The organism is Agromyces albus (assembly GCF_004134825.1).
Lineage (GTDB): Bacteria > Actinomycetota > Actinomycetes > Actinomycetales > Microbacteriaceae > Agromyces > Agromyces albus.
In genome coordinates this window covers 1-25,113 of the sequence record NZ_SDPN01000050.1, presented here as the reverse complement: position 1 = coordinate 25,113, position 25,113 = coordinate 1, and the positions used below count along the sequence as shown (strand labels likewise).

Annotated in this window: 25 protein-coding genes and 1 rRNA gene; 22 read left to right on the top strand and 4 right to left on the bottom strand. The window is 68.6% G+C overall.

Features of this window, described 5'->3' with window-relative positions; all coding sequences use genetic code 11:
• Positions 1–682, top strand: a 682-nt coding sequence (locus tag ESP51_RS18075) for an Lhr family helicase (protein ID WP_422386863.1), incomplete at its 5' end; no start/stop codon positions are given.
• Positions 669–1,445 carry a DNA-formamidopyrimidine glycosylase family protein gene (locus ESP51_RS18070; RefSeq protein ID WP_129522285.1) on the top strand — a complete coding sequence of 259 codons (777 nt, stop codon included), beginning with the start codon at positions 669–671 and terminating at the stop codon, positions 1,443–1,445. The genes ESP51_RS18075 and ESP51_RS18070, both read left to right, overlap by 14 nt.
• Before the next feature lie 60 nt (positions 1,446–1,505).
• Here the strand turns inward: ESP51_RS18070 and ESP51_RS18065 are convergent, their stop codons facing one another.
• The gene (locus ESP51_RS18065) at positions 1,506–1,856 is read right to left on the bottom strand and encodes a DUF1844 domain-containing protein (RefSeq protein ID WP_241843249.1); all 351 of its coding nucleotides are present in this window, start codon (positions 1,854–1,856) and stop codon (positions 1,506–1,508) included.
• Between the two features lie 261 nt (positions 1,857–2,117).
• Between ESP51_RS18065 and infC the strand changes: the two genes are divergently transcribed.
• The 10 genes from infC to pheT all read left to right on the top strand — a co-directional run bounded on the left by infC (position 2,118) and on the right by pheT (position 11,319).
• Entirely contained in the window at positions 2,118–2,735 is a 618-nt protein-coding gene (gene infC, locus ESP51_RS18060) for a translation initiation factor IF-3 (protein ID WP_129522283.1), read from the top strand.
• Between the two features lie 55 nt (positions 2,736–2,790).
• Positions 2,791–2,985 (top strand): 50S ribosomal protein L35, encoded by a 195-nt coding sequence (gene rpmI / locus ESP51_RS18055; RefSeq protein ID WP_129522282.1) that lies wholly within the window; start codon positions 2,791–2,793, stop codon positions 2,983–2,985.
• 28 nt (positions 2,986–3,013) lie between these two features.
• Positions 3,014–3,400 carry a 50S ribosomal protein L20 gene (gene rplT, locus ESP51_RS18050; protein WP_129522281.1) on the top strand — a complete coding sequence of 129 codons (387 nt, stop codon included), beginning with the start codon at positions 3,014–3,016 and terminating at the stop codon, positions 3,398–3,400.
• 74 nt (positions 3,401–3,474) lie between these two features.
• The gene (locus ESP51_RS18045) at positions 3,475–4,290 is read left to right on the top strand and encodes a TrmH family RNA methyltransferase (protein WP_129522280.1); all 816 of its coding nucleotides are present in this window, start codon (positions 3,475–3,477) and stop codon (positions 4,288–4,290) included.
• Between the two features lie 53 nt (positions 4,291–4,343).
• On the top strand, positions 4,344–5,132 hold the full coding sequence (locus ESP51_RS18040; protein WP_129522279.1) for an amino acid ABC transporter ATP-binding protein: 789 nt from the start codon (positions 4,344–4,346) through the stop codon (positions 5,130–5,132).
• Between the two features lie 54 nt (positions 5,133–5,186).
• Entirely contained in the window at positions 5,187–6,053 is an 867-nt protein-coding gene (locus tag ESP51_RS18035; RefSeq protein ID WP_129522278.1) for a glutamate ABC transporter substrate-binding protein, read from the top strand.
• A 68-nt stretch (positions 6,054–6,121) separates the two neighbouring features.
• Complete coding sequence (locus tag ESP51_RS18030; RefSeq protein WP_129522277.1) at positions 6,122–6,769, top strand: amino acid ABC transporter permease; 648 nt, start codon at positions 6,122–6,124, stop codon at positions 6,767–6,769.
• On the top strand, positions 6,766–7,698 hold the full coding sequence (locus ESP51_RS18025; RefSeq protein WP_129522276.1) for an amino acid ABC transporter permease: 933 nt from the start codon (positions 6,766–6,768) through the stop codon (positions 7,696–7,698). Before ESP51_RS18030 ends, ESP51_RS18025 begins: the two co-directional genes overlap by 4 nt.
• Before the next feature lie 51 nt (positions 7,699–7,749).
• Entirely contained in the window at positions 7,750–8,790 is a 1,041-nt protein-coding gene (gene pheS / locus ESP51_RS18020) for a phenylalanine--tRNA ligase subunit alpha (protein WP_129522275.1), read from the top strand.
• A gap of 3 nt (positions 8,791–8,793) precedes the next feature.
• Positions 8,794–11,319, top strand: coding sequence for a phenylalanine--tRNA ligase subunit beta (pheT, locus tag ESP51_RS18015; protein ID WP_129522274.1), 2,526 nt, complete (start codon positions 8,794–8,796; stop codon positions 11,317–11,319).
• A 46-nt stretch (positions 11,320–11,365) separates the two neighbouring features.
• Here pheT and ESP51_RS18010 read toward each other — a convergent pair whose 3' ends face one another.
• Positions 11,366–12,352, bottom strand: coding sequence for an NAD-dependent epimerase/dehydratase family protein (locus ESP51_RS18010; RefSeq protein ID WP_129522273.1), 987 nt, complete (start codon positions 12,350–12,352; stop codon positions 11,366–11,368).
• 307 nt (positions 12,353–12,659) lie between these two features.
• Between ESP51_RS18010 and argC the strand changes: the two genes are divergently transcribed.
• From argC to ESP51_RS17970, 8 genes are all read left to right on the top strand, one after another.
• Complete coding sequence (gene argC, locus ESP51_RS18005; protein ID WP_129522272.1) at positions 12,660–13,703, top strand: N-acetyl-gamma-glutamyl-phosphate reductase; 1,044 nt, start codon at positions 12,660–12,662, stop codon at positions 13,701–13,703.
• Positions 13,700–14,851, top strand: a complete 1,152-nt coding sequence (gene argJ, locus ESP51_RS18000) for a bifunctional glutamate N-acetyltransferase/amino-acid acetyltransferase ArgJ (RefSeq protein ID WP_129522271.1) — start codon at positions 13,700–13,702, stop codon at positions 14,849–14,851. Before argC ends, argJ begins: the two co-directional genes overlap by 4 nt.
• A gap of 2 nt (positions 14,852–14,853) precedes the next feature.
• On the top strand, positions 14,854–15,783 hold the full coding sequence (argB, locus tag ESP51_RS17995; RefSeq protein WP_129522270.1) for an acetylglutamate kinase: 930 nt from the start codon (positions 14,854–14,856) through the stop codon (positions 15,781–15,783).
• Complete coding sequence (locus tag ESP51_RS17990; RefSeq protein ID WP_129522269.1) at positions 15,780–16,970, top strand: acetylornithine transaminase; 1,191 nt, start codon at positions 15,780–15,782, stop codon at positions 16,968–16,970. Before argB ends, ESP51_RS17990 begins: the two co-directional genes overlap by 4 nt.
• A 30-nt stretch (positions 16,971–17,000) precedes the next feature.
• On the top strand, positions 17,001–17,930 hold the full coding sequence (gene argF, locus ESP51_RS17985) for an ornithine carbamoyltransferase (protein WP_129522268.1): 930 nt from the start codon (positions 17,001–17,003) through the stop codon (positions 17,928–17,930).
• Positions 17,930–19,363, top strand: coding sequence for an argininosuccinate lyase (argH, locus tag ESP51_RS17980; protein ID WP_129522267.1), 1,434 nt, complete (start codon positions 17,930–17,932; stop codon positions 19,361–19,363). Before argF ends, argH begins: the two co-directional genes overlap by 1 nt.
• The gene (locus tag ESP51_RS17975; protein ID WP_129522287.1) at positions 19,360–19,989 is read left to right on the top strand and encodes a DNA-3-methyladenine glycosylase; all 630 of its coding nucleotides are present in this window, start codon (positions 19,360–19,362) and stop codon (positions 19,987–19,989) included. Before argH ends, ESP51_RS17975 begins: the two co-directional genes overlap by 4 nt.
• Before the next feature lie 63 nt (positions 19,990–20,052).
• A complete protein-coding gene (locus ESP51_RS17970; protein WP_129522266.1) occupies positions 20,053–21,711 on the top strand; it encodes a phospholipase D-like domain-containing protein in 1,659 nt (552 codons plus the stop codon).
• 39 nt (positions 21,712–21,750) lie between these two features.
• On the opposite strand, the gene ESP51_RS21130 is transcribed toward ESP51_RS17970, so the two are convergent.
• On the bottom strand, positions 21,751–22,353 hold the full coding sequence (locus ESP51_RS21130) for a hypothetical protein (protein WP_241843247.1): 603 nt from the start codon (positions 22,351–22,353) through the stop codon (positions 21,751–21,753).
• 76 nt (positions 22,354–22,429) lie between these two features.
• Entirely contained in the window at positions 22,430–23,053 is a 624-nt protein-coding gene (locus ESP51_RS17960) for a DNA-binding protein (protein ID WP_129522265.1), read from the bottom strand.
• A gap of 153 nt (positions 23,054–23,206) precedes the next feature.
• Between ESP51_RS17960 and tyrS the strand changes: the two genes are divergently transcribed.
• Positions 23,207–24,508 (top strand): tyrosine--tRNA ligase, encoded by a 1,302-nt coding sequence (tyrS, locus tag ESP51_RS17955; protein ID WP_129522264.1) that lies wholly within the window; start codon positions 23,207–23,209, stop codon positions 24,506–24,508.
• A gap of 433 nt (positions 24,509–24,941) precedes the next feature.
• Positions 24,942–25,113, top strand: a 16S ribosomal RNA gene (locus ESP51_RS17950); the annotation flags it as partial.

Genomic DNA, 25,113 nt, shown 5'->3' with positions numbered 1-25,113 from the left:
CAGCCGAGCCGCGACGGCGCGGGCCAACCCCCCGCGCGCGGCCGGGCGGTGGTCCGTGCTGCCGCTCGCCAGTTCCGCCGCGACCCCGCGCGCCCATGCGCTCGGCGAGACCCTCCTCGAGCGCTACGGCATCGTCACTCGAGGCTCCGTCATGGCCGAGGGGGTCGTCGGCGGGTTCGCGCTCGCGTACCGCACGCTCTCCGGATTCGAGGAGTCCGGTCGCGTGCGCCGGGGCTACTTCATCGATGGCCAGGGCGGCGCGCAGTTCGCCACCGGTGCGGCCGTCGACCGACTGCGGAGCGCGCCGCGTGGCGCGGCGATCGCCCTCGCCGCAACCGATCCCGCGAATCCCTTCGGCGCCGCGCTCGACTGGCCAGAGCTCGCCGCCGACGGCCATCGCCCGGCGCGGAAGGCCGGAGCCTTCGTCGCCCTGGTCGACGGCGAGGCGGTCTTCTACCTCGAGCGGGGCGGGCGCACGGCGCTCGTCTTCTCGAGCGACGACGAGACGCTCGTCGCGGGCGCCTCCGCGCTCGCCGACGCGCTCGCGCGAGCGCGCGTGCCGCGCCTCCGGGTGGAGACGGTCAACGGTGCCGGCATCTACGGATCAGTTCTCGACCAGCCGCTGCGTGCGGCCGGATTCCGCGAGACGCCGAGGGGGCTCCGCTTCGATGCCAGAAGGTGACACGGTGTTCCGGTCGGCACGACTCCTCGACGATGTGCTCGCGGGTCAGCTCGTGACCCGCTCCGACTTCCGCGTGCCGGCGTTCGCCACGGTCGACCTCTCGGGTGATCCCGTGCGATCGGTCGGCAGCCGCGGCAAGCACCTGCTCATGCGCATCGGCGATCACGTCGTGCACTCGCACCTGAAGATGGAGGGGGAGTGGTGGGTCTATCGCCCGGGTGAGCGGTGGCGCCGGCCGGCCTGGCACGCGCGCGCGGTGATCGAGACGCAGGGAGTGCTCGCGGTCGGCTTCGACCTCGGCCTCCTCGAGGTGTTCCCGGCGGCCGAGGAGGGCGAGCGGCTCGGATACCTCGGTCCCGATCTCCTCGGCGACGACTGGGATGCCGCAGAAGCGGCGCGCCGGCTCGCAGCGGCTCCCGAGACCCCGATCGCCGTCGCGCTCGCCGACCAGCGCAACCTCGCCGGACTCGGCAACGTCTACGTCAACGAACTGTGCTTCCTCCGCGGTGTCCTGCCGACGCGGCCCACCGGCGAGGTGCCGCTCGAGCCGCTCGTCGACCTCGCGAGCCGCGTCATGCGCGCCAATCGCGAGCGCCTCGAGCGCACGACCACCGGCGATCTCCGGCGCGGCGCGCGGCTGTGGGTCTACGGGCGCGGCGGTGAGGCGTGCCGGCGCTGCGGCACGCGCATCGAGCACGGTCGCCTCGGTCGCATCGACGTCGAACGACGCGAGACCTGGTGGTGCCCGAGTTGCCAGACTTGAGCGAGGCTGCTCGCGCGCCTGAGTCGTCGAGCAGGGCGCCTGTTCAGCCGAGGGGCGCGCTCAGGTGACCGGTCCGGTCCACTTCTCGCCGGGGCCCTGCCCGATGGGGTCGGGAATCACAGATGCCTCGCGGAACGCGAGCTGCAGCGAGCGCAGGCCGTCGCGCAGGCTCCGGGCGTGCATGTCGCTGATCTCCGGCGAGCCGGCGGTGATGAGTCCCGCGAGAGCGTTGATGAGCTTGCGTGCCTCGTCGAGATCGACCTGCTCGCCGGGATCGTCGGCGAGGCCGACCTTGACCGCGGCGGCGCTCATGAGGTGCACTGCAGCGGTCGTGATGATCTCGACCGCGGGGACCTCGGCGATGTCACGGGTGGCCCCCACGACGGTGGACTCGTCTGAACTGTCGCTCACGGACATCCTCTGTTAGACTACTGCGGGCCCGGGGCCAGTCCCCGGTACGAAAGTGGAGATTCTCCCACCCGCGCATACCGCTTCATCAAGGTTACCGGGTCGATTGCACTCCGCTTCCGCGTCGCAAGGCGCGGAAGTAGATAGGGTGCCGCAGTTCCGCACGGTGTGAATCCGTGCAGGTTTGCGTGGATCTTCCGCTCTCGTCGACGGGCGGCATCCGCCTCCCGTCGAGCGAAACAGCTTGAGTAGAGGAGTACACGCATCAGCGATCCCCGTACAAACGACCGTATCCGCGTCCCCGAGGTCCGCCTCGTGGGCCCCGGCGGAGAGCAGGTCGGCGTCGTGAAGATCGAGGTGGCCCTGCGGCTCGCGCAGGAGGCCGATCTCGATCTCGTCGAGGTCGCGCCGAACTCGAAGCCGCCGGTCGCCAAGATCATGGACTACGGCAAGTACAAGTACGAGGCTGCGCAGAAGGCGAAAGAGGCCCGGCGCAACCAGGCGAACACGATCCTCAAAGAGGTTCGGTTCCGTCTCAAGATCGACAAGCACGACTACGAGACCAAGATGAAGCGCGCCATCGGCTTCCTGAAGACCGGCGACAAGGTCAAGGCCATGATCCTCTTCCGAGGCCGCGAGCAGTCGCGCCCCGAGATGGGCGTGCGCCTCCTGCAGCGCTTCGCAGAAGACGTGGCAGAGTACGGCACCGTAGAGCACAACCCCACGATCGATGGCCGCAACATGGTCATGGTGATCGGGCCCCTCAAGAACAAGTCCGAGGCCAAGGCCGAGGCGAACGCACAGCGTGCTGCGGCCAAGGCGCGACCGGCGGATGCCCCGGCCGACGCAGAGCCGCAGACGGCAGAGCCCGCCGAGGGCTAGGCCAGCACCCCCCGTCCGCCACTCGCGTGGCGGCAGAATCAAGGAGAAAGACGAGATGCCGAAGCAGAAGACCCATTCCGGGGCCAAGAAGCGCTTCAAGATCACCGGCAGCGGCAAGATCAAGAAGCAGCAGGCCGGGATGCGCCACCACCTCGAGGTCAAGGCCTCGAAGCGCAAGGCCCGACTGAACCAGGACAAGGTCGTGTCGGCTCCCGACGCCAAGGTCATCAAGAAGCTTCTCGGCCGCTGAGCCGTCGGATTAAGGAAGAAACAGAGTCATGGCAAGAGTGAAGAGGGCGGTCAACGCCCACAAGAAGCGCAGGGTCATTCTCGAGCGCGCCGAAGGTTACCGCGGGCAGCGGTCGCGCCTGTACCGCAAGGCGAAGGAGCAGGTCACCCACTCCCTCGTCTACTCGTACCGTGACCGTCGCCAGAAGAAGGGCGACTTCCGTCGCCTCTGGATCCAGCGCATCAACGCCGCGTCGCGCGCGAACGGCCTCACGTACAACCGCCTGATCCAGGGTCTCGGCCTTGCGGGCATCGAGGTCGACCGCCGCATCCTCGCGGAGCTCGCGGTCAACGAGCCCGCGACGTTCGCGGCGCTCGTCGAGAGCGCCAAGCAGGCCCTCCCGGCCGACACCTCGGCCCCGAAGACCGCCGCGTAGGCACGTCTGTTCAGAACGGCCCGGCACCCCTCGTGGTGCCGGGTCGTTCTGCGTCTCGACCCTAGACTGGTGCCATGCTCGAGAACCCCAGATCGCCGCGCGTGCGGGCCGTTGCGAAGCTCGCGAAGAAGCCCGCGCGAGCCGAGAGCGGGCTCTTCCTGCTCGAGGGTCCGCAGGCCGTCGCCGAGGCGCTCACGTTCCGCCCGCAGCTCGTCGTTGAGCTCTATGCCACGCCGAGCGCGCTCGAGCGCTACACCGACATCGCCGAGACGGCGGTCGACGCGGGCGTCGACGTCGAGTTCGTCACCGAAGAGGTGCTCGACTCGATGGCCGACACGGTCACGCCGCAGGGATTCGTCGCGGTGTGCCACCAGTTCCCGACGGCGGTGAAAGACGTGTTCGCGAGCAGCCCCAAGCTCGTGGCCATCCTCGAAGAGGTGCGCGACCCGGGCAATGCCGGCACGATCGTCAGGGCAGCGGATGCCGCCGGCGCCGACGCCGTGGTCTTCACCGGCCGCACCGTCGACCTCTACAACCCCAAGGTCGTGCGGGCCTCGACCGGCTCGATCTTTCACCTCCCGGTCGCCGTCGGCGCCGAACTCGAAGACGTGCTGCAGCGCGCCCGTGCAGCGGGTCTGGTGGTGATCGCCGCCGACGTCAAGGGCGAAGACCTGCTCGCCTCGCGCAACGAGGGCATGCTCGCCGAGCCGACGGCGTGGCTCTTCGGCAATGAGGCGCACGGGCTGCCCGACGACAAGCTCGCGCTCGCCGATCGCGTCGTCACGGTGCCGATCTACGGGCATGCCGAGTCGATGAACCTCGCGACGGCGGCATCCGTCTGCCTCTATGAGAGTGCTTTCGCGCAGCGCAGCCGGGTTACGAATAGGTAACCTCCGCCCGGTTGCTTGGTCGCGGGCTCCGTCAGACCACTAGTTTTGGGGATATGGAGCCAACCCAACCGGCGCCCGCGACCTCGAACATCTCCGTTCGTCGCGGCGAACCCCTTGTCGTGGTCGACCAGGTCGACAAGCACTATGGCGATCTGCACGTGCTGAACGACATCAACACGGTGGTGAATCGTGGTGAGGTCGTCGTCGTGATCGGACCGAGCGGCTCGGGCAAGTCCACGCTCTGCCGCGCGATCAACCGCCTCGAGACCATCGATTCGGGCACGATCACGATCGACGGCGAACGACTTCCCGAAGAGGGGGCGGCGCTCGCGAAGCTCCGAGCCGACGTCGGTATGGTCTTCCAGTCGTTCAACCTGTTCGCGCACAAGACCGTGCTCGAGAACGTGACGCTCGCCCCGATCCGCGTGAGGCGGATGTCGCGCAAAGACGCCGACGCCAGGGGCATGGAGATACTCGACCGCGTCGGTGTCGCCAACCAGGCGAAGAAGATGCCCGCCCAGCTCTCGGGCGGCCAGCAGCAGCGTGTCGCGATCGCGCGATCGCTCGCGATGAACCCGAAGCTCATCCTGATGGACGAGCCCACGAGCGCGCTCGACCCCGAGATGATCAACGAGGTGCTCGACGTCATGGTCGGCCTCGCGAAAGACGGCATGACCATGATCGTCGTCACCCACGAGATGGGCTTCGCCCGCAAGGCGGCCGACCGGGTGCTCTTCATGGACGGTGGCCGCATCGTCGAGGAGGCGACTCCCGCGGAGTTCTTCGACAACCCGAAGTCCGACCGCGCGAAGGACTTCCTCTCGAAGATCCTCGAGCACTAGACCTGCGCTGCCACGAGCGGCGAGGAAACACCCACAGGAAGAAGAGGCAGAGACATGAAACGCATGAGAATCGCACTCGTCGCGGCCGCCGCGGTGTCGGCGCTCGCGCTCGCCGGTTGCGCTGGAGGCGGCGACGACGCGGCTGAGGAGCCGACGGCCGAGCCGGCGCCCACGTTCGAGGCCGGCACGACCATGGCGGAGCTCGCCGAGGCGGGCACGATCACGGTCGGCACGAAGTTCGACCAGCCCCTGTTCGGCCTCATCGGCCCCGACGGCGTGCCCGTCGGCTTCGACGTCGAGATCGCGAAGATCATCGCGGGCGAACTCGGCATCGACGAAGAGAACATCGAGTGGGTCGAGACCGTCTCGGCGAACCGTGAGCCGTTCATCGAGAACGGCCAGGTCGACTTCGTCGTGGCGACGTACACCATCAACGACAAGCGCAAGGAAGTCATCTCCTTCGCCGGCCCGTACTACATGGCTGGCCAGTCGATCCTGGTGCTCGCCGACAACGACGACATCGAGAGCGAAGAAGATCTCGTCGGCCAGCCGGTGTGTTCCGTGACGGGCTCCACGCCCGCGGCGAAGCTCACTGAGATTGGCGCGGAGCCGGTGCTCACCGACACGTACACGAACTGCCTCGAGCCCCTGCGTCAGGGGGATGTCGTCGCGGTGTCGACCGACAACGTCATTCTCGCGGGCCTCGCAGCCCAGAACGAGGGCGAGTTCAAGGTCGTCGGAGAGCCCTTCACTGAAGAGCCCTACGGCATCGGTCTCGCCAAGGACGACACCGAGTTCCGTGACTGGATCAACGACGTCCTCGAGGAGGCCTACGAAGACGGTCGCTACGAAGAGGCGTGGAACTCCACGGCCGGCACGGTGCTGCCGTACGTCGAGCCGCCGGCAGTCGACCGCTACTGATCGGTCTGCGGCCCGGGCCAGCTCGGCCCGGGCCGCACCCCACCCACATCTGACAGGAACGGAGACTCGTGGACGCGGTCATCGAGAATCTGCCGACGTACTGGCGCGGCTTCAGCATGACGCTGCTGCTGCTCGGCGTGAGCGGCATCTCGGCTCTCGTGCTCGGCACGATCATCGCCGCCATGCGCATCTCCCCGGTGGCGTCGCTGCGCGCATTCGCCACGGTCTATACCGAGCTCGTGCGGAACACTCCGCTCACGCTCGTGCTGTTCTTCTGCGCGATCGTGCTCCCGTATCTCGGTTCGGATCTGGAGTACGAGACCGCCGCGATGATCGGCCTCTCGGTCTACACCTCGCCCTTCGTCGCCGAGGCCCTCCGCTCGGGAATCAACGGCGTGCCGGTCGGACAGGCCGAGGCGGCGCGAAGCGTCGGATTCGGCTTCGGCCAGACCGTCGGACTGATCGTGATGCCGCAGGCGTTCCGCATGACGATCCCGCCGCTCATCAACGTCTTCATCGCCCTCACGAAGAACACCTCGGTGGCGGGCGGCTTCTTCGTCTTCGAGCTTTTCGCCTCCGCGCGCGAGCTCGCGAACGCGAACGGCGACGCGGTCATCGCGATCCTTCTGGCAGCCGCCACCCTCTACCTCGTCATCACGGTGCCGCTCGGCATCTTCGCGGGCCAACTCGAACGGAAATGGGTGGTGCAGCGATGAGCGTGCCGATCGTGCTCTTCGACGTGCCGGGTCCCAGGGCGCGCCGACTCTCACTCATCTCCTCGATCGTCACCGGCGTGCTGATTCTCGCCGGCCTCACCTGGATCGCACTCACCCTCGCTGCACCTCGCGAGAGCGGTGGCATCACTCTCCCCGGGTACTTCGACCCGAGCCGGTGGGATGTCTTCGCCGACCCGGCCGTATGGGAACGCATCATCTTCGTCGGCGTCGGCGGAACGCTCTCCGCGGCCCTCACGGCAGCCGTCCTCGCGATCGTGCTCGGCATCATCCTGTCGCTCCTGCGGAGTTCGGAGATCGCGTGGATCCGCGTGCCGACGGCCGTCGTGCTCGAGTTCGTGCGCGGCATGCCGGTGCTGCTCATGATGCTCTTCATCCTGCTCGTCCTGAACACGGGTGCATTCGTGGCGGTCGTCGCGGCCCTCACGCTCTACAACGGCGCGCTCATCGGCGAGGCACTGCGCGCTGGGCTCGCATCGCTGCCCAGGGGCCAACGCGAAGCGGGACTCAGCCTCGGCATGCGGCCGCTGCAGTCGAAGATGCTCGTCGAGTTCCCGCAGGCGTTCCGTCAGATGCTCCCGATCATCGTCGCCCAGCTCGTCGTGCTGCTGAAAGACACCTCGCTCGGCTTCATCGTCGGATACGTCGAGTTGCTGCGCGTGACCATGAACCAGCTGGCGACCTTCTACGGCAATCGCTACCTGTTCTCGTTCTTCGTCGTCGCGCTCGTGCTCTACCTCATCATGAACCTCTCGCTGTCGCGGTTCGCGAGATGGCTGTCGAAGCGCACGGCGTCGAAGTCCTCCGGCAAGCGGCTCGATCCGACCGATCCCGGCCAGGCGATGCTCGTGGCGCAGGCGTCGGCTGCGGCGCGTCAGTCGGAAGCAAATGACGGGTTCGCAAGCCGCTGACCTTGCTCGGAGCGCGGAGCCTTCTGCGCAAGCCGACTAGACTCGTTCTTCGTGTCCGAGCCCCTCGAAATCACCGAGCACGCCGTCGAATCGGCCGTCGATGCCGCCCTCCAGGCGATCGCATCGGCCGGCGACTCCGCCGCGCTGAAGACCGTCCGCAGCGAGCACGCGGGGGAGAAGTCGACCCTCGCGCAGCTGAATGCCCAGCTCCGCAATGTGCCGAACGACCAGAAGGCCGCGCTCGGCAAGCTCGTGGGCGGCGCGCGCGGTCGGGTGAACCAGGCGTTCGCCGCTCGTGAGGCCGAGATCGTCGAGGCCGAGGCCGCCGCGCAGCTCGAGGCCGAGGCGGTGGATGTCACGGCGCTGCCGTCGCGCTACACGCCCGGCGCGCGGCATCCGCTCTCCCTCCTGCAAGACCGGGTGTGCGACGTGTTCACCGGCATGGGCTGGGAGATCGCCGAAGGCCCCGAGGTCGAGAGCGAATGGTTCAACTTCGACGCGCTGAACTTCGACGCCGACCACCCGGCGCGCGCGATGCAGGACACGTTCTTCGTCGACCCGCCCGAGGCGCACCTCGTGCTGCGCACCCACACGAGCCCCGTGCAGATCCGCTCGATGCTCGAACGCGAGCTGCCGCTCTACGTGCTCGCGCCGGGTCGTGTGTACCGCACCGACGAGTTCGACGCGACCCACTTGCCCGTGTTCATGCAGTTCGAGGGCGTCGCGGTCGACAAGGGCCTCACCATGGCGCACCTCAAGGGCACGCTCGACCACTTCGTGAAGTCGATCTTCGGCGACGAGGCGAAGATCCGCTTGCGGCCGAGCTTCTTCCCGTTCACCGAGCCCTCCGCCGAGCTCGACTTCTGGCACCCGACCTTCAAGGGCGGCGCGCGCTGGATCGAGTGGGGCGGCTGCGGCATGATGCACCCGAACGTGCTGAAGTCCGCCGGCATCGATCCCGAGGTCTACACCGGGTTCGCCTTCGGCATGGGCATCGAACGCGGCCTGATGCTCCGCAACGACGTGCAGGACATGCGCGAAATGGTCGAGGGAGACATCCGTTTCTCCCAGCAGTTCGGAATGGTGGTCTAGAACATGCGAGTGCCGCTCAGCTGGCTCGCGGAGTACGTCGAACTCGTGCCGGGCACGACGCCCGAAGACGTGCATGCCGCCCTCGTGAAGGTGGGCCTCGAAGAGGAGGACGTGCACACGTTCGAGCTCCAGGGCCCGATCGTCGTCGGCGAGGTGCTCGAGTTCGTCGAGGAGCCGCAGTCCAACGGCAAGACCATCCGCTGGTGCCAGGTGCGCGTGGCGCCCGAGGGCGAGACGGCGGCCGACGGCGGCGACGCGGTGCACGGCGTCGTGTGCGGCGCCCGCAACTTCTTCCAGGGCGACAAGGTCGTCGTGACGCTGCCGGGCGCCGTGCTGCCCGGCCCGTTCCCGATCGCGGCGCGCAAGACCTATGGGCACGTCTCCGACGGCATGATCGCCTCGGCCCGCGAACTCGGTCTCGGCGACGACCACGACGGCATCCTCCGCCTCTCGACGCTCGGCATCGACGCGCCCGTCGGCACCGACGCCATCGCGCTGCTCGGGCTCGACGACGCCGCCGTCGAGATCAACGTCACCCCCGACCGCGGCTACGCGTTCTCGATCCGTGGCGTCGCGCGCGAGTACGCCCATGCCACGGGTGCGCGGTTCCGCGACCCCGTCGAGCAGGTCACGGCGACGGATGCCACTGCCGACGGCTTCTCGGTCGTCATCGACGACGACGCGCCGATCCGCGGCAGGGCCGGCTCGGCCGTGTTCGCGACGCGCATCGTTCGCGGTGTCGACCCCACACGCCCGACGCCGGCATGGATGGTCGCGCGGCTGAAGCTCGCCGGCATCCGCTCGCTCTCGCTCCTCGTCGACATCACCAACTACGTGATGCTCGAATTCGGCCAGCCGATCCACGGGTACGACCTCGACGCGCTTCGCGGCGGAATCCGGGTCCGTCGTGCGCTGCCAGGAGAGAAGCTCACGACGCTCGACGGCAAGGAGCGCACGCTCCACGTCGAGGATCTCGTCGTCACCGACGACCGCGGCCCGATCGGCCTCGGCGGTGTCATGGGCGGCGGCGAGACCGAGATGGGCGAGTCGACGCACAACGTGCTCATCGAGGCGGCGAACTGGGATCCCGTCTCGATCGCCCGCACCGCGCGGCGGCACAAGCTTCCGAGCGAGGCCGCGAAGCGGTACGAGCGCGGTGTCGATCCCGAGATTCCGCCGGCCGCAGTGTCGCGGGTGGCCCAGCTCATGGTCGACCTCGCCGGCGGCACCGCCGACGGCGGCGGTTCGATCTTCAGCGAGGTCGCCGCACGCGAGGCGATCACGCTGCCGAGGGGCTTCGTCTCCGAGCTCATCGGGGTGGAGTACACCGACCAGGAGGTGCACGACGCACTCGCCGAGGTCGGCGGCATCATCACGGCGACCGACGACGGCTTCGAGGTCGTGCCGCCGTCGTGGCGACCCGACCTCACCGGCAAGGCCGAGCTCGCCGAGGAAGTGGCCCGGCTCGCCGGGTATCACCGCATTCCGTCGGTGCTTCCCGTTGCGCCCCCCGGCCGTGGGCTCACGCGTTCGCAGCGCTTGCGCCGCCGGGTCGCCGACACGCTCGCCTCGGCGGGATCCACCGAGGTGCTCGCCTTCCCGTTCGCGACCGAGCACGAGAACGCCACGTACGGCAGCGCCGACGGTGGCCCCGTGGCATCCGTGCGCCTCGCGAACGCGCTCGACGCGGGAGCACCCTTCATGCGCCGCTCGCTGCTGCCCGGACTCATCGGCGCGGCCCGACGCAACCTCTCGCGCGGACTCACCGACCTCTCGCTGTTCGAACTCGGGCTCGTCTTCCTGCCCGAGCCCGACCGGAAGTACGGCACCGCCGAGCTGCCCGTCGGCAACGCGAAGCCGAGCGACGATGAGCTCGACGCCCTGCAGGCCGGCATCCCGGCGCAGCCGCGCCACGTCGCCGTGCTGCTCCTCGGCGACGCCGTGGCGAAGCAGCCAGGCCAGCCCGCCATTCCCGCGGGCATCGTCGACGCACTCGATACCGTGCGCCAGATCGCACTCGCGACCGGCGCCGAGATCGAGGTCGTGCAGGGATCGCACCACGCGCTGCACCCGGGCCGCACCGCCCAGCTGCGCGTCGCAGGTCGCACCGTCGGCTACGCAGGCGAGTTGCTGCCCACGCTTGCTGAAGAGGCCGACCTGCCTCGCGTGGTGGCCATCGTCGAGCTCGACCTCGACGCGGTCATCGAACTCACGGAGCCCGGCCTCGAGGCCCGCCAGATCGGCACCTTCCCGGCCGCGACGCAAGACCTGTCGCTCGTCGTCGGGCTCGACGTGCCGGCTGCAGCCGTGGCCGAAGCCGTGCGCGAGGGCGCCGGTGAGCTGCTCGAAGACCTGCGGCTCGTCGACGACTACCGCGGATCCGGTGTCCCCGAAGGCTCGAAGAGCCTCACCTTCGCGTTGCGCTTCCGCGCGCCCGATCGCACGCTGACGGCGGCGGAAGCGAGCGACGCGAAGCTCGCGGGTGCCGCCCTCGCCGCCGAGCGCGCGGGCGCGGCCATCAGGGAGTAGCTCCGGCAGCCGCGCCGAAGCAGCCGACGCAGCCGACGCCCAGTCGTCAGCCGCCGAAACGTGCCACGAGGCGGTCGAACGCGGCATCCAGCTGCGGGTCGGCGATGCGCCGCGAGGGGTCGGCATCGTGCCACTCGGCGATCTCCCGCGCACCCTGCCAGAACGGCGTGATCGCGCGATACTCCGGAACGAGCGACTTCACCTTGCTGTTGTCGAAGATCACCGAGTGCGCCTTGTCGCCGAGGAGCCCTGGCCCGTGTTCTGGCAGTTCCCGCGCGATCGACTCGCTCGCGATGTGCACGATGCGGGCGCTCGTGCCGGCTGCGCGGGCGAGCAGCTGGGTGATCTGGTTCCAGGTCAGCACCTCGTCGGATGTGATGTGGAACGCCTCGCCGATCGCGCGGTCGTTGCCGAGCAGTCCGACGAAGGCGACGGCGAAGTCCCGCGTATGCGTCATGGTCCAGAGGCTCGTGCCGTCGCCCTGCACGACGACGGGCGCACCACGACGCATCCGCTCGATCGCCGTCCACCCGCCGAGCAGTGGAACGCTCGTGCCGTCGTAGGTGTGCGACGGGCGGATGATCGTCGTCGGGAACCCGCGCTCGCGGTAGGCCGTGACGAGCAGGTCCTCGCTCGCGATCTTGTCGCGCGAGTACTGCCAGTAGGGGTTGCGCAGTGGCGTCGACTCGGTGATGGGGAGCCGGGCGACGGGCTTCTGGTAGGCGGATGCCGACGAGATGTACACGTACTGGCGGCAGCGTCCCTCGAACAGCTCGATGTCGCGGGCGACCTGGGCGGGCGAGAACGACCGGAAGTTCGCGACGACGTCGAAGGTCTCGTCGCCGATCGCGGCGGCGACGGATGCTGCATCGCCGGCGTCTCCGACGAGGTGCCGCACGCCGTCGATCCGGGGCCGAAGCGTGCTCGTTCCCCGGTTCAGCAGGGTGAGCTCGTGCCCGCGCTCGACGGCGAGCGCACTCGATGCGGAACTGATGATGCCGTTGCCGCCGATGAACAGCACTCGCAGGGCCATGGATCCTCCTCGAACGACGATGGTGGGCGCAGATCCGAGCCTATGCCTGCGGGATACGTGGCCGGATCGCTGAGGTGGAGATCGTCGGAGGGGCCCCCTCGTTTTGCGAAGCGTCCCTCCCGGCAGATAGGGTCGCTGCATGTCCACCGCTCGGTTCGCCACTGCCGCGCGCGCTTCGCGTGCCGCAATCGTGCGCAGCCGACGCCGGGGCGAGCGCCGAATCTCGGCGACCCCTGCTGCGGTCTAGACCGTCTGCCGCGGGAGTCGCCGGATCATCCCTCGACCGCTCAGACCCTAAGGTGGATTCATGACGTACTCCGTCGCCGTTTCCGGCGCGTCCGGCTATGCCGGAGGAGAAATCCTGCGCCTCATCGCCGATCATCCCGAGTTCGAGGTGCGCACGGTCACCGCGCACTCGAACGCCGGTCAGCCCCTCGTCTCGGTGCAGCCGCACTTGCGCACGTACACGCACCTCACGCTGCAGGAGACCACCGCCGAGACGCTCGCCGGCCACGACGTCGTCTTCCTCGCGCTGCCGCACGGCACGTCGGGAGCGATCGCCGAACAGCTCTCGCCCGAGACACTCGTCATCGACTGCGGCGCCGACCATCGCCTCGAGAGCGAAACGGCGTGGGCCGAGTTCTACGGCGGTGACTTCCATCTCGCGTGGACGTACGGCGTGCCCGAACTGCCGCGGATGCACGGCACTCAGCGTGACCGTCTCACGAAGACGCGCCGCATCGCCGCACCGGGCTGCAACGCATCGACGGTCTCGCTCTCGCTCGCTCCCGGCATCCGTGCGGGCGTCATCGAAGACCGCGACCTCGTCTCGGTGCTCGCCGTCGGCCCTTCGGGCGCAGGCAAGAGCCTCAAGGCGCACCTCCTCGGGAGCGAGATCCTCGGTTCCGCGAACCCCTACTCCGTGGGCGGCGTGCACCGGCACATCCCCGAGATCACCCAGGCGCTGCGGTGGGCGGGCGCGGCGTCGCCGACGATCTCGTTCACCCCGGTCATCGTGCCGATGTCGCGGGGGATCCTCGCCACGTCGACGGCCCGAATCGTGCCCGGAACGGACGCCGCCACGGTTCGCGCTGCATGGGAAGACGCCTACGCGGGCGAGCGCTTCGTGCAGCTCCTGCCGGCGGGTCAGTTCCCGCGCACCGCCGACGTGCTCGGTGCGAACACCGCGCTGCTCGGTCTCGCGATCGATGAGGTCGCCGGCCGGGTCGTCGTCGTCGCCGCGGTCGACAACCTCGTGAAGGGCACGGCCGGCGCCGCCCTCCAGTCGGCGAACATCGCGCTCGGCATCGTCGAGTCCACCGGATTGCCCGTGAACGGAGTCGCCCCGTGACCGTCACCACTCCCGCCGGATTCGAGGCGGCCGGCATCGCCGCCGGCATCAAACGCTCGGGAGCGCTCGACCTCGCGTTGATCGTGAACCGCGGCCCCTTGCATTCGGCGGCCGCGGTGTTCACGTCGAATCGCGCGAAGGCGAACCCGATCCTCTGGTCCGAGCAGGTGATCGACGATGGGCAGGTCTCGGCGATCGTGCTGAACTCGGGCGGCGCGAATTGCTTCACCGGCCCCGAGGGATTCCAGGTCACCCATCGCACGGCCGAGGCCGCGGCATCCGCACTCTCGATCGCCGCCGGCGACGTGCTCGTCTGCTCGACCGGGCTCATCGGCGACCAGCTCGACGGTGAGGTGCTCGAAGAGGGCGTGCTGTCGGCGGCCGCCCGGCTCTCGGCGACCGGCGGCGACGACGCGGCACGGGCGATCATGACCACCGACTCCGTGCCGAAGACGATCGTGATCGAGGGCGACGGATGGCGCATCGGCGGCATCGCGAAGGGCGCCGGCATGCTCGCACCGGGGCTCGCGACGATGCTCGTCGTGCTCACGACCGATGCCGATCTCGCGGCCGCCGATCTCGATGCAGCGCTGCGCGCCGCGACGAGGGTCACGTTCGACCGCCTCGACTCAGACGGCTGCATGTCGACGAACGACCAGGTCACCCTCATGGCCTCGGGGGCATCGGGGGTCGCGCCCTCGCTCGAGGCGTTCACGGCCGCGCTCACCGAGGCGTGTGCGTCACTCGCGCTGCAACTGCAGTCGGATGCCGAGGGCGCGAGCCACGACATCGCGATCGAGGTGCGCGGTGCCGTGACCGAAGACGACGCCGTCGAGGTGGGCCGTTCCGTCGCGCGCAACAACCTGTTCAAGGCCGCGATCTTCGGCAACGACCCGAACTGGGGCCGTGTGCTCGCCGCGATCGGCACGACGACGGCGCCGTTCGACCCGTATCTCGTCGACGTCTCGATGAACGGGGTCCGCGTCTGCCATGCCGGTCGCCCCGACGCACCGCGCGAACAGGTCGACCTCACGCCACGAGCCACGCACGTGCTCATCGAACTGCATGCCGGTGAGGCATCCGCCACCATTCGCACGAACGACCTCACCCACGATTACGTGCACGAGAACAGCGCGTACGCGAGTTGAGCATGAACGGGAACGATGTGACCCAGATCGACGACGCCGAGCAGATCGGCACGGCTCCGTCCACCGCGGCCGACAAGGCGCAAGTGCTCATCGACTCGCTGCCGTGGCTCAAGCGCTTCCACGGTGAGACGATCGTGGTGAAGTTCGGCGGCAACGCGATGGTCAGCCCAGAGTTGCAGCGCGCCTTCGCGGAAGACATGGTCTACCTGCGGTACGCGGGCATCAAGCCCGTCGTCGTGCACGGCGGCGGGCCGCAGATCTCCGCCATGCTCGCGCGACTCGGTATCGAGAGCGAGTTCCGCGGCGGCTACCGGGTGACCACGCCCGAGACCATGGACGTGGTCCGGATGGTGCTCTCGGGCCAGGTGAACCGCGAGCTCGTGTCGCTCATCAACGAGCACGGACCGTTCGCCTCGGGCCTCTCGGGCGAAGACGCCGGCCTCTTCACGGGTCGCCGTCGCGGTGCGGTCGTCGACGGCGAAGAGGTCGACCTCGGACTCGTCGGCGATGTGATCTCCGTCGATCCTGCGGCCGTGCACGCCGACCTCGCCGCAGGGCGAATCCCCGTCGTGTCGTCGATCGCGCCCGACGGCGACGTGCCCGGCCAATCGCTCAACGTGAACGCCGACTCGGCCGCTGCCGCGCTCGCGGCAGCGCTCGGCGCGGCCAAGCTCGTGATCCTCACGGATGTCGCGGGCCTCTACCGAGATTGGCCGAACCGCGAGTCGCTCGTCTCGGTCATCGAGGTGCCCGAGCTCGAGGCGATGCTGCCAGGCCTCGAATCGGGCATGATCCCGAAGATGCGCGCGTGCCTCGATGCCGTCGAGGGCGGGGTCGCGAAGGCGGCGATCATCGACGGCCGGATCCCGCACTCGATCCTGCTCGAGGTCTTCACGCAATCCGGCATCGGAACGGAGGTCGTGCCCGCATGAACGCCTGGCAGGACCGATTCGACCGACGCCTCATGCGCTCCATGGCCATGCCGCTCGCGAAGCTCGAGCGGGGAGAGGGCTCCCGAGTGTGGGACGACACTGGCAAGGAGTACCTCGACTTCCTCGCCGGCATCGCCGTCAATGCGCTCGGCCACGCGCATCCCGTGTTCGTCGAGGCGGTCTCGGCGCAAGCGGCGAAGCTCGCCCACGTGTCGAACTACTTCACCACCGAGCCCGCGCTCGAGCTCGCCGAGCGCATCACCCGCCTCGCGGGGGCCGGCGACGCCGGACGCGTGTGGTTCGGCAACTCTGGCGCCGAGGCCAACGAGGCGGCGTTCAAGCTCGCCCGCCTCAACAACTCCGGCGGCGCACGCACTCGCGTGCTCTCGCTCGTCGACGGCTTCCACGGACGCACCATGGGCTCGCTTGCGCTCACCGGCAAGGCGCACATGCGCGACGCCTTCGAGCCGTTGCCCGGCGGCGTCGAGCACATCCCCGCGACCATCGAGGCGCTCGAGGCGAACATCGACGATGCGGTCGCGGCCCTCTTCCTCGAACCGATCCAGGGCGAAGCCGGCGTCGTCGAGCTTCCCGACGGTTTCCTCGAGACCGCGCGCGAGCTCACCCACCGTCACGGCGCGCTGCTCATCGTCGATGAGATCCAGACGGGCGCGGGGCGAACCGGCGAGTGGTTCGCCTTCCAGCACGCCGGGATCACGCCAGATGCGATCACCGTCGCGAAGGGCATCGGCGGTGGCTTCCCGATCGGCGCACTCGTCACGTTCGGGCGGGCGTCCTCGCTCTACTCGAAGGGCCAGCACGGTTCGACCTTCGGCGGCAACCCGCTCGCGACCGCCGTCGCGAACGCGGTGCTCGGCGAGATCGAGCGCGCCGGTCTCCTCGAGAACGCGACGCGACGTGGGCGGCAGATCGGCGAACGTGTCGCGGCACTCGAATCGCCGCTCGTCGCCGGGGTCCGCGGCCGCGGCCTCCTCATCGGCATCGCCCTCACCGAGCCCGTCGCTGCAGCCGTCGTCGCCGAGGCAATGCACGGCGGCCTCATCGTGAACGCGGCGAACGACTCCACCATCCGGATGGCGCCGCCGCTCATCATCGACGACGACGACATCGACGAGTTCGCCGCACGACTCGGCAACTCGCTCGCCGCCGTCGCCGCCACCCTCTGACCTTCCTCGACCCACACCGAACGGAACCGCATGACCCGCCACCTCCTCCGCGACGACGACATCTCCCCGGCCGAGCAGGCCGAGATCCTCGATCTCGCGGCACGACTGAAGCACGACCGCTGGGCTGAGCAGCCGCTCGCGGGCCCGCAGACGGTCGCCGTGATCTTCGACAAGTCGTCCACCCGCACGCGGGTGTCGTTCGCCGTCGGCATCGCCGACCTCGGCGGCTCGCCGCTCATCATCTCGACGGCGAACAGCCAGCTCGGCGGCAAGGAGACGCCGTCCGACACGGCGCGCGTGCTCGAGCGGCTCGTCTCCGCGATCGTCTGGCGCACGTACGGACAGGCGGGGCTCGAGGAGATGGCCGCCGGCACCTCGGTGCCCGTCGTCAACGCCCTCTCCGACGACTTCCACCCATGCCAGCTGCTCGCCGACCTGCTCACCATCCGTGAGCACAAGGGTCGTCTGGCGGGGCTCACGGTGACGTTCCTCGGCGATGGGGCGAGCAACATGGCGCAGTCCTACGTGCTCGCCGGGGCCACCGCCGGGATGCACGTGCGTGTCGCGTCGCCCGAGGAGTTCGTGCCCGCGGCATCCGTCGTCGCCGATGGCGACCGCATCGCCGAGGCGACCGGCGGTTCGGTCTCCCTCTTCACCGACGCAGCCGAGGCCGTCGCCGGAGCCGACGTCGTCGTCACCGACACGTGGGTCTCGATGGGCAAGGAAGACGAGAAGGCGCATCGCGTCGCGACGTTCGGCGCGTACGGGGTCGACCGGGAGCTCATGTCGCTCGCGGCATCCGACGCCGTGTTCATGCACTGCCTGCCCGCCGACCGCGGCTACGAGGTGTCCGCCGACGTCATCGACGGACCGCAGTCGATCATCTGGGACGAAGCGGAGAACCGCCTGCACGCGCAGAAGGCGCTGCTCGTGTGGCTGCTCGAGCGGAAGGACGCCTGATGACGGATCAGCAGGGAACGAACGAGGGCTCCCTCTGGGGCGCCCGCTTCGCCTCGGGCCCGTCGCCCGAGCTCGCGGCACTCTCGAAGTCGACGCACTTCGACTGGCAACTCGCCGGGTACGACATCGCCGGCTCGCGTGCCCACGCCCGCGCCCTCTCGACGGCCGGGTATCTCACCGAGTCAGAACTCGAGGAGATGCTCGCCGGCCTCGATCGCCTGGCCGAGCAGGTCGACTCGGGTGAGCTCACCGCCGCCGAGACCGATGAAGACGTGCACGGCGCCCTCGAGACGGCGCTCATCGGCATCGTCGGGCCCGAGCTCGGCGGCAAGCTCCGGGCCGGCCGCAGTCGCAACGACCAGATCGCCACGCTCGTGCGCCTCTACCTGCGCGACCACGCCACGGTCATCGGCCAACAGCTCGTGCACCTCATCGACGCGCTCGCGGCCCAGGCCGACACGCATCGCGCGGCCGTCATGCCGGGTCGCACCCACCTCCAGCACGCCCAGCCCGTATTGCTCGCGCACCACTTGCTCGCGCACGGCTGGGCGCTCTCGCGCGACCTCGAGCGCATCGTCGACTGGGGCCGGCGCGCGGATGTCTCGCCCTACGGCGGTGGAGCGCTCGCGGGTTCGACGCTCGGGCTCGATGCGGCATCCGTCGCCCACGACCTCGGCTTCGCCGTGCCGGCCGAGAACTCGCTCGACGGCACCGCGAGCCGCGACGTCGTCGCCGAGTTCGCGTTCGTCACCGCCATGATCGGCATCGACCTCTCGCGCATCGCTGAAGAGATCATCCTCTGGAACACGCGGGAGTTCGGCTTCGTCACCCTCGATGACGGCTACTCGACCGGATCGTCGATCATGCCGCAGAAGAAGAACCCCGACATCGCCGAGCTCGCGCGCGGCAAGTCGGGCCGTCTCATCGGCAACCTCACGGGCCTGATGGCGACGCTGAAGGCGCTGCCGCTCGCCTACAACCGAGACCTGCAGGAAGACAAGGAGCCCGTCTTCGACTCGGTCGAGACGCTCGAAGTGCTGCTGCCCGCGTTCACGGGCATGATCGCAACGCTCACCTTCCACACCGAGCGCATGGCCGAGCTCGCCCCCGCGGGGTTCTCACTGGCGACGGATGTCGCGGAGTGGCTCGTGAAGCGCCGCGTGCCGTTCCGCGACGCCCACGAGATCACGGGCGCGCTCGTGCGCTATGCCGAGGAGCACTCGCTCGAGCTCGACGCCGTCGACGACGACGCGCTCGCCGCGATCTCGCCCCACCTCACACCCGATGTACGCGAGGTGCTCACGGTCGAAGGTTCGGTCGCGAGCCGCGACGGCATCGGCGGCACGGCCCCGGTGCGCGTGGCCGAGCAGTTCGCGCGCCTCGCCGACCGAGTGCGGCACCTCGTCGCCGGGCTTCCCGAGGAGCGCCCCTGACCGGCGCGTCGGGCCTCGAACTCGTCGACGCGAGCCGGGAGTTCTTCGCCCGCGACGCGCTCGAACTGGCGCCCCTGCTCCTCGGGGCGGTGCTGGCGCACGATACCGACGAGGGCCGCGTCGCCGTGCGGCTCTCCGAGGTCGAGGCATACCGTGGCGGTGATGATCCCGGTTCGCACGCCTTTCGTGGCAAGACTCCTCGGAACGCGGTGATGTTCGGGGAGGCCGGGCATCTCTACGCGTATTTCAGCTACGGGATGCACGTGTGCCTGAACATCGTGGCGGGGCATCCGGGCGCCTCGGCCGCTGTACTGCTGCGGGGCGGCACCGTGGTCGAAGGCCTCGAGCTGGCGCGCCTGCGGCGAGCCGGTTCATCCGATCGGGATCTCGCTCGCGGCCCGGCACGACTGTCACTCACGCTCGGCGTGCCGCTCTCGGCCACCGGCGCAGACCTGCTCTCGCCGCCGTTCTCGGTGCGAGTGCCGGCCGCACCGTTGCCGTTCGAGAGCGGACCGCGCACGGGCGTCAGCGGCGCCGGCGGGGGAGCCGCGTTCCCCTGGCGGTTCTGGCTCGTGGGCGAACCGGGCGTCTCCCCGTACCGGCGGCACCGGCTCGCCGCGGAGTAGCCGCCCGACGCGCTCCGGGTCCGCCCTGTTGTGGGAGTGGAGCGGCTGCGCCACGCTGCACTCATGCGCAACTCCGACATCAGCGACGGTCTCACCGTGCAGGCGATCGCCGGCAACCACGTAGTGCTCCTCGGCTTCAACATGGAGCGCTCCGACATCCGTACCGAGAAGGTGCTCGGCTTCGCCGTGCGCCGCACGCGACACTCCGATGGCGACGTTCGATGGATGACGGGCATGAAGACGTTCGCGAGCGTCGAACCGAACCCGCCGCCCGGTGTGGGTCGCTCGTCGCGGCAGCATCCGTTTCAATCGTTCCAGTGGGCCGACTACTCCGTCAGCCCGAACGAGCACTACACGTATCGCGTCTCGGCGATGATGGGCGCCCCCGGAGCGCTCGTCCCGGGTGCCACGGTCGACGTCACGGTCATCACTGAACCGGTCGACCTCGGCCGCCATGCTGTCTTCTTCAACCGGGGCTCCATCGCATCGCAGGAGTACGCGCGACGGTTCCAGAACCGGCCGCCCGATGAAGTCGGCCAGGCCGCGTTCGACTGGCTCTCGCGCGGTCTCGTGGAGGGACTCGAGGCATTCATCGGTCAAGCGGGCTCGGGTGATGTCCTCCACGGTGCGATCTTCGAGTTCAAGAACACGCGCGTGTTCGCCGCGCTCGCCGCGGCCCGTGCACGTGGCACGACGGTGAAGGTGCTCTACGACGGCGACTCGCAGAAGGCCGGCAATGAAGCGGCGCTTGTCGGCAGCGGTCTCGATGGCGCCGTCGTGGCCCGGGAGCGGTCGGGGCGTTTCGCCCACAACAAGTTCTTCGTCCTGAGCCGTGCGGGCGCTCCCGCCGAGGTGTGGACGGGCTCGACCAACCTGTCGCAGAACGGCATCTTCGGCCACTCTAACAACGCCCACGTCGTGCGCGATCCGGGTGTCGCGGCGACATTCGCCGGCTACTGGTCCCTGCTCGAGCGTGACGTCACCCGCAAGCCGACCGCGACCGAAGCGACCGCGATGACGCCGGCACCTGTGCCGGTCGGCGCGACGGACACTGACGTGGTCTTCTCACCTCGCACCGATCTCGGGGCGCTCGACTGGTATGCCGAACTCGCCGGCGACGCGTCACGTGCGCTCTTCATGACGTTCGCCTTCGGGATGGACGACCGGTTCGTCAATGTTTACGACCGGACCGATGACGTGCTGCGCTTCGCACTCATGGAGAAGAAGGGCAACGGGGCGACCTTCGCGGCGCAGGCGGCCACGATCGACCGCATCCGTCGACGTCCGAACACCACCGTCTCAGTGGGCGCCCGAGTGCAGATCAACACCTTCGACCGTTGGCTCGCCGAGACCGATCGCGCCACAGCGGAAGCGCACGTGCTGTACATCCATACGAAGTACATGCTCATCGATCCACTGGGCTCCGACCCCATCGTGGTCGTCGGCTCGGCGAACTTCTCGAAAGCCTCCACCGACACCAACGACGAGAACATGCTGGTCATCCGCGGCAACTCCGCCGTCGCCGACGTTTACTTGGGCGAGTACATGCGGTTGTTCTCCCATTACGCGTTCCGCGAGTCGCTCAAGTTCAGCGGCGCCACCAGCCCTGTCGAGGCACTCCGTCGCAAGCATCTCGTCGAAACCACGGCGTGGGCGGATGCCGGGTACTTCACGTCCGGCACGGACCGGTTCCTGCGCCGACGGTATTTCGCCGGGTTGTAGCGGTTGGCGGGGCGTTGCGCTACGTCGCGAGCGCCGTACTCAGCGGATCGCGAGATGCACGACGAGTGCTGCCGCGCTCGCCCAGATGAGGCTGGCGAACGTGCCGATGATGAAACGCTCGCGGGCCTCCGGTGCCTCGAGCTCGGTGAATCGGCCGACGCCCTTCACGGCGACGACGATGGCGAGGGCTTCCGGGAAGCCGGCGACGATGGCGCCCGCCGTGGCGATGCGTTCGAGCACGCCGATGGTCAGCCCGCCGCGGAGCACCTCACGGCGCTTCGTCGAGGCGATTCCCTGGCGCTCCTCACTCGCGGAGGGCTTCTCGGCGACGATGATGCCGCCGTGCAGGCCGGGAGCGACCGTGCCGCCCATCGCGAGGTCGAGTGCGGTCGCTGCGGCCGGGCTGCCGCCGAACAGGGCGATCGTGAGGCCCAGGATGGTGACGAGCGGCGCCAGCCCGAACTGCGCCGGTGCGCTCGCGGTCGCTGCTGCGAGGAGCGCGATGCCGAGGGTGCCGGCCGCGAACCACACGTAGGAGCGGCGCGGCCGCAGGTACGCGAGTACCGAGAATGCCGTCGCCGCGATCAGCGCGAGCAGCAGTGCCGACCAGGTCATGACGTCGGCGAGGTCGACGAGGTTCACGCAGCTCCTTCCGGTCCAGGGACCGTGCGGTCCGAGGCCTTCGAGCAGCATAGCGAGGCCGTCGACTCCCGCTTCGTCATTCGAGGAGAGTGTGCGTGGCCTCGCCGTCGAGCTCCTGCAGCAGTCGGACGAGCGGAGGAACAGCCTCCTCTTCGGCTCGCCACATCGCCGCCTTCAGACGTGCGCTGACCGCCGCTGGGCTGATGTCGAGGATGGCGGCGGCCTCCTTCTGCTGTCGGCCCGACCTGACGAGCTCGACGACCTCCCAGCCCGGCTCCGTCCTGCGTTCGCGCAGCAATACGAGGAGCCGAACGAGCGGTTCGACGTCAGCCACGGTGACGCGAGTCGTGAGCGGTGCCGCCCGCAAGGCGAATCGCCCATCGGCGCGCTTGGCGGCGCCCACGGCGTCGCGGGCGGCGATGAATGCGCTGCCGCTCGCCTTTCGTGCCGCGTCGGGCACGGGATAGCGGATGTCGCCGACGCCGAGCCCGACGCTCCAGCGCCCGGTGCGCGTGGTGTCGAGCACGATCGCAAGCGCGGTCTCCGCCGACCGGGTCACGAGTTGCACCTCATCGCCGGCGGTCTGGTCGACCGGGAGCATGAGCCCGTCGCCGAACTTCTCGGTGAGGTCGGCGACAAGTGCGCCGGTTCGATCCGGCTCCCGGCGGCTCCCGACCTGATCGGCGGTGATGACGAACATCTTGTCTCCTCCACTGAAGGCCAAGGCATTGAGGTGAGGCAGTGAATCTTGGAGCTTAGTTCTTCAGGTGGTCAAGGCTACATCATTACGCGGCTTGACTCAATGCTGAGGACTATATCCGATTCGACCGGATCCCGCTGATAATCTGTCGGGGTGCCAGACCCCGTGATCCTCGCCTTCCAAGAGAACGACGCCTCGTTCGACGATGTCTGGGAGGAGCTCGTGTGGCGCGGCCATGTGCACGTGTCGACCGACCGGGCCGCGCTGAAGGAGCTGCTCGCAGGGGAGCCCATCACGTACTACTGCGGCTTCGATCCGACCGCGCCGAGCCTGCATCTCGGCAATCTCGTGCAGCTCATCGTCATGCGACGGCTCCAACTCGCCGGCCATCGGCCGCTCGGCCTCGTCGGCGGATCGACCGGGCTGATCGGCGATCCACGGCCGACAGCTGAGCGCACGCTCAACACGCGTGAGACCGTCGCCGAATGGGTCGGCTACCTGCAGGGCCAGGTGAGCCGGTTCCTCTCGGGCGAAGGCGAGAACGCGGTGCGGCTCGTCAACAACCTCGACTGGACCGCCGGCCTTTCCGCGATCGACTTCCTTCGCGAGATCGGCAAGCACTTCCGCGTCGGCACGATGCTGAAGAAAGACGCGGTCGCTTCCCGGCTGAACTCCGAGGCGGGCATCAGCTACACCGAGTTCAGTTACCAGATCCTCCAGGGCTTCGACTACCTCGAGCTCTACCGCCACTACGGCTGCGTGCTGCAGACAGGGGGCAGCGACCAATGGGGCAACCTCACGAGCGGCACCGACCTCATCCACAAGGTCGAGGGAGCGAGTGTGCACGCCATCGGCACCCCGCTCGTAACGAACGCCGACGGAACGAAGTTCGGCAAGAGCGAGGGGAATGCGATCTGGCTCGACGCCGCGATGTGCAGTCCCTACGCCTTCTACCAGTTCTGGCTCAACACCGATGATGCCGACGTCATCGACCGGCTGAAGGTCTTCTCCTTCCTCAGCCGAGCCGAGATCGAACGGCTCGCGGCGACAGTCGAGCGTGAGGCGTTCAAGCGCGAGGCGCAGCGGGTGCTCGCCTCCGAGGTCACGACCCTGGTGCATGGGGCGGATGCCACGGCCGCCGTCATCGCCGCATCGCAAGCGCTGTTCGGGCAGGGCGATCTCGCGGCACTCGATCCAGGCACCCTCGAAGCCGCTCTTCGCGAGTTGCCGAACACGACGACATCACCCGATGCGCCCATCGTCCAGCTCCTTGTCGACACCGGCCTCGTCTCGAGCCAGAGCGAGGGCCGGCGGGCAATCGCCCAAGGGGGCGTCTCGCTCGACAACGTGCGCGTCGACGACGAGACGGCCACGCTCGAGGGGCGCGTTTCGCGGGGCGGCATGGCAGTGCTGCGCAGGGGCAAGAAGACGCTCGCGGGCGTCTTCGTGGAGTAGGCGCGACCGCCCCGAATCGGCGATCGAAGCGCGACACGCCCGGGATGTGGGGCTGAGTTGCAGGCACCCCCGATTCCACGTAATGTAATCACTCGTTGCCCCAAAGGAACGAAGAGCGACAGGGTCCATGAAGACCTTGGCTTATCGGCCTCAAGCGGGAACATTCCAAGCCTCGAAGAGAGAAATCTCCGTGAGCTTGATGCATTCGGATGCGTCCTTCGGGATGACCGGATGAGAAGAACGAAACTGCCTCGGAAGAGGCGCCGAGATCGGCGCTGAACCGGGTGCGTCCGTTTCTTGAGAACTCAACAGCGTGCACTATGTTCAATGCCAAATATCCTCGGGCATCGACCTTTTTGGTTGGTGTTTGGGATTTCTTTGAGATTGATGGATTGTCAGTTGTTGACAGTTCTTTGGTCAGGTCAAACAGTTTTCTTTGGAGAGTTTGATCCTGGCTCAGGACGAACGCTGGCGGCGTGCTTAACACATGCAAGTCGAACGATGAACCGGAGCTTGCTTCGGGGATTAGTGGCGAACGGGTGAGTAACACGTGAGTAACCTGCCCTGGACTCTGGGATAACCCCGAGAAATCGGAGCTAATACCG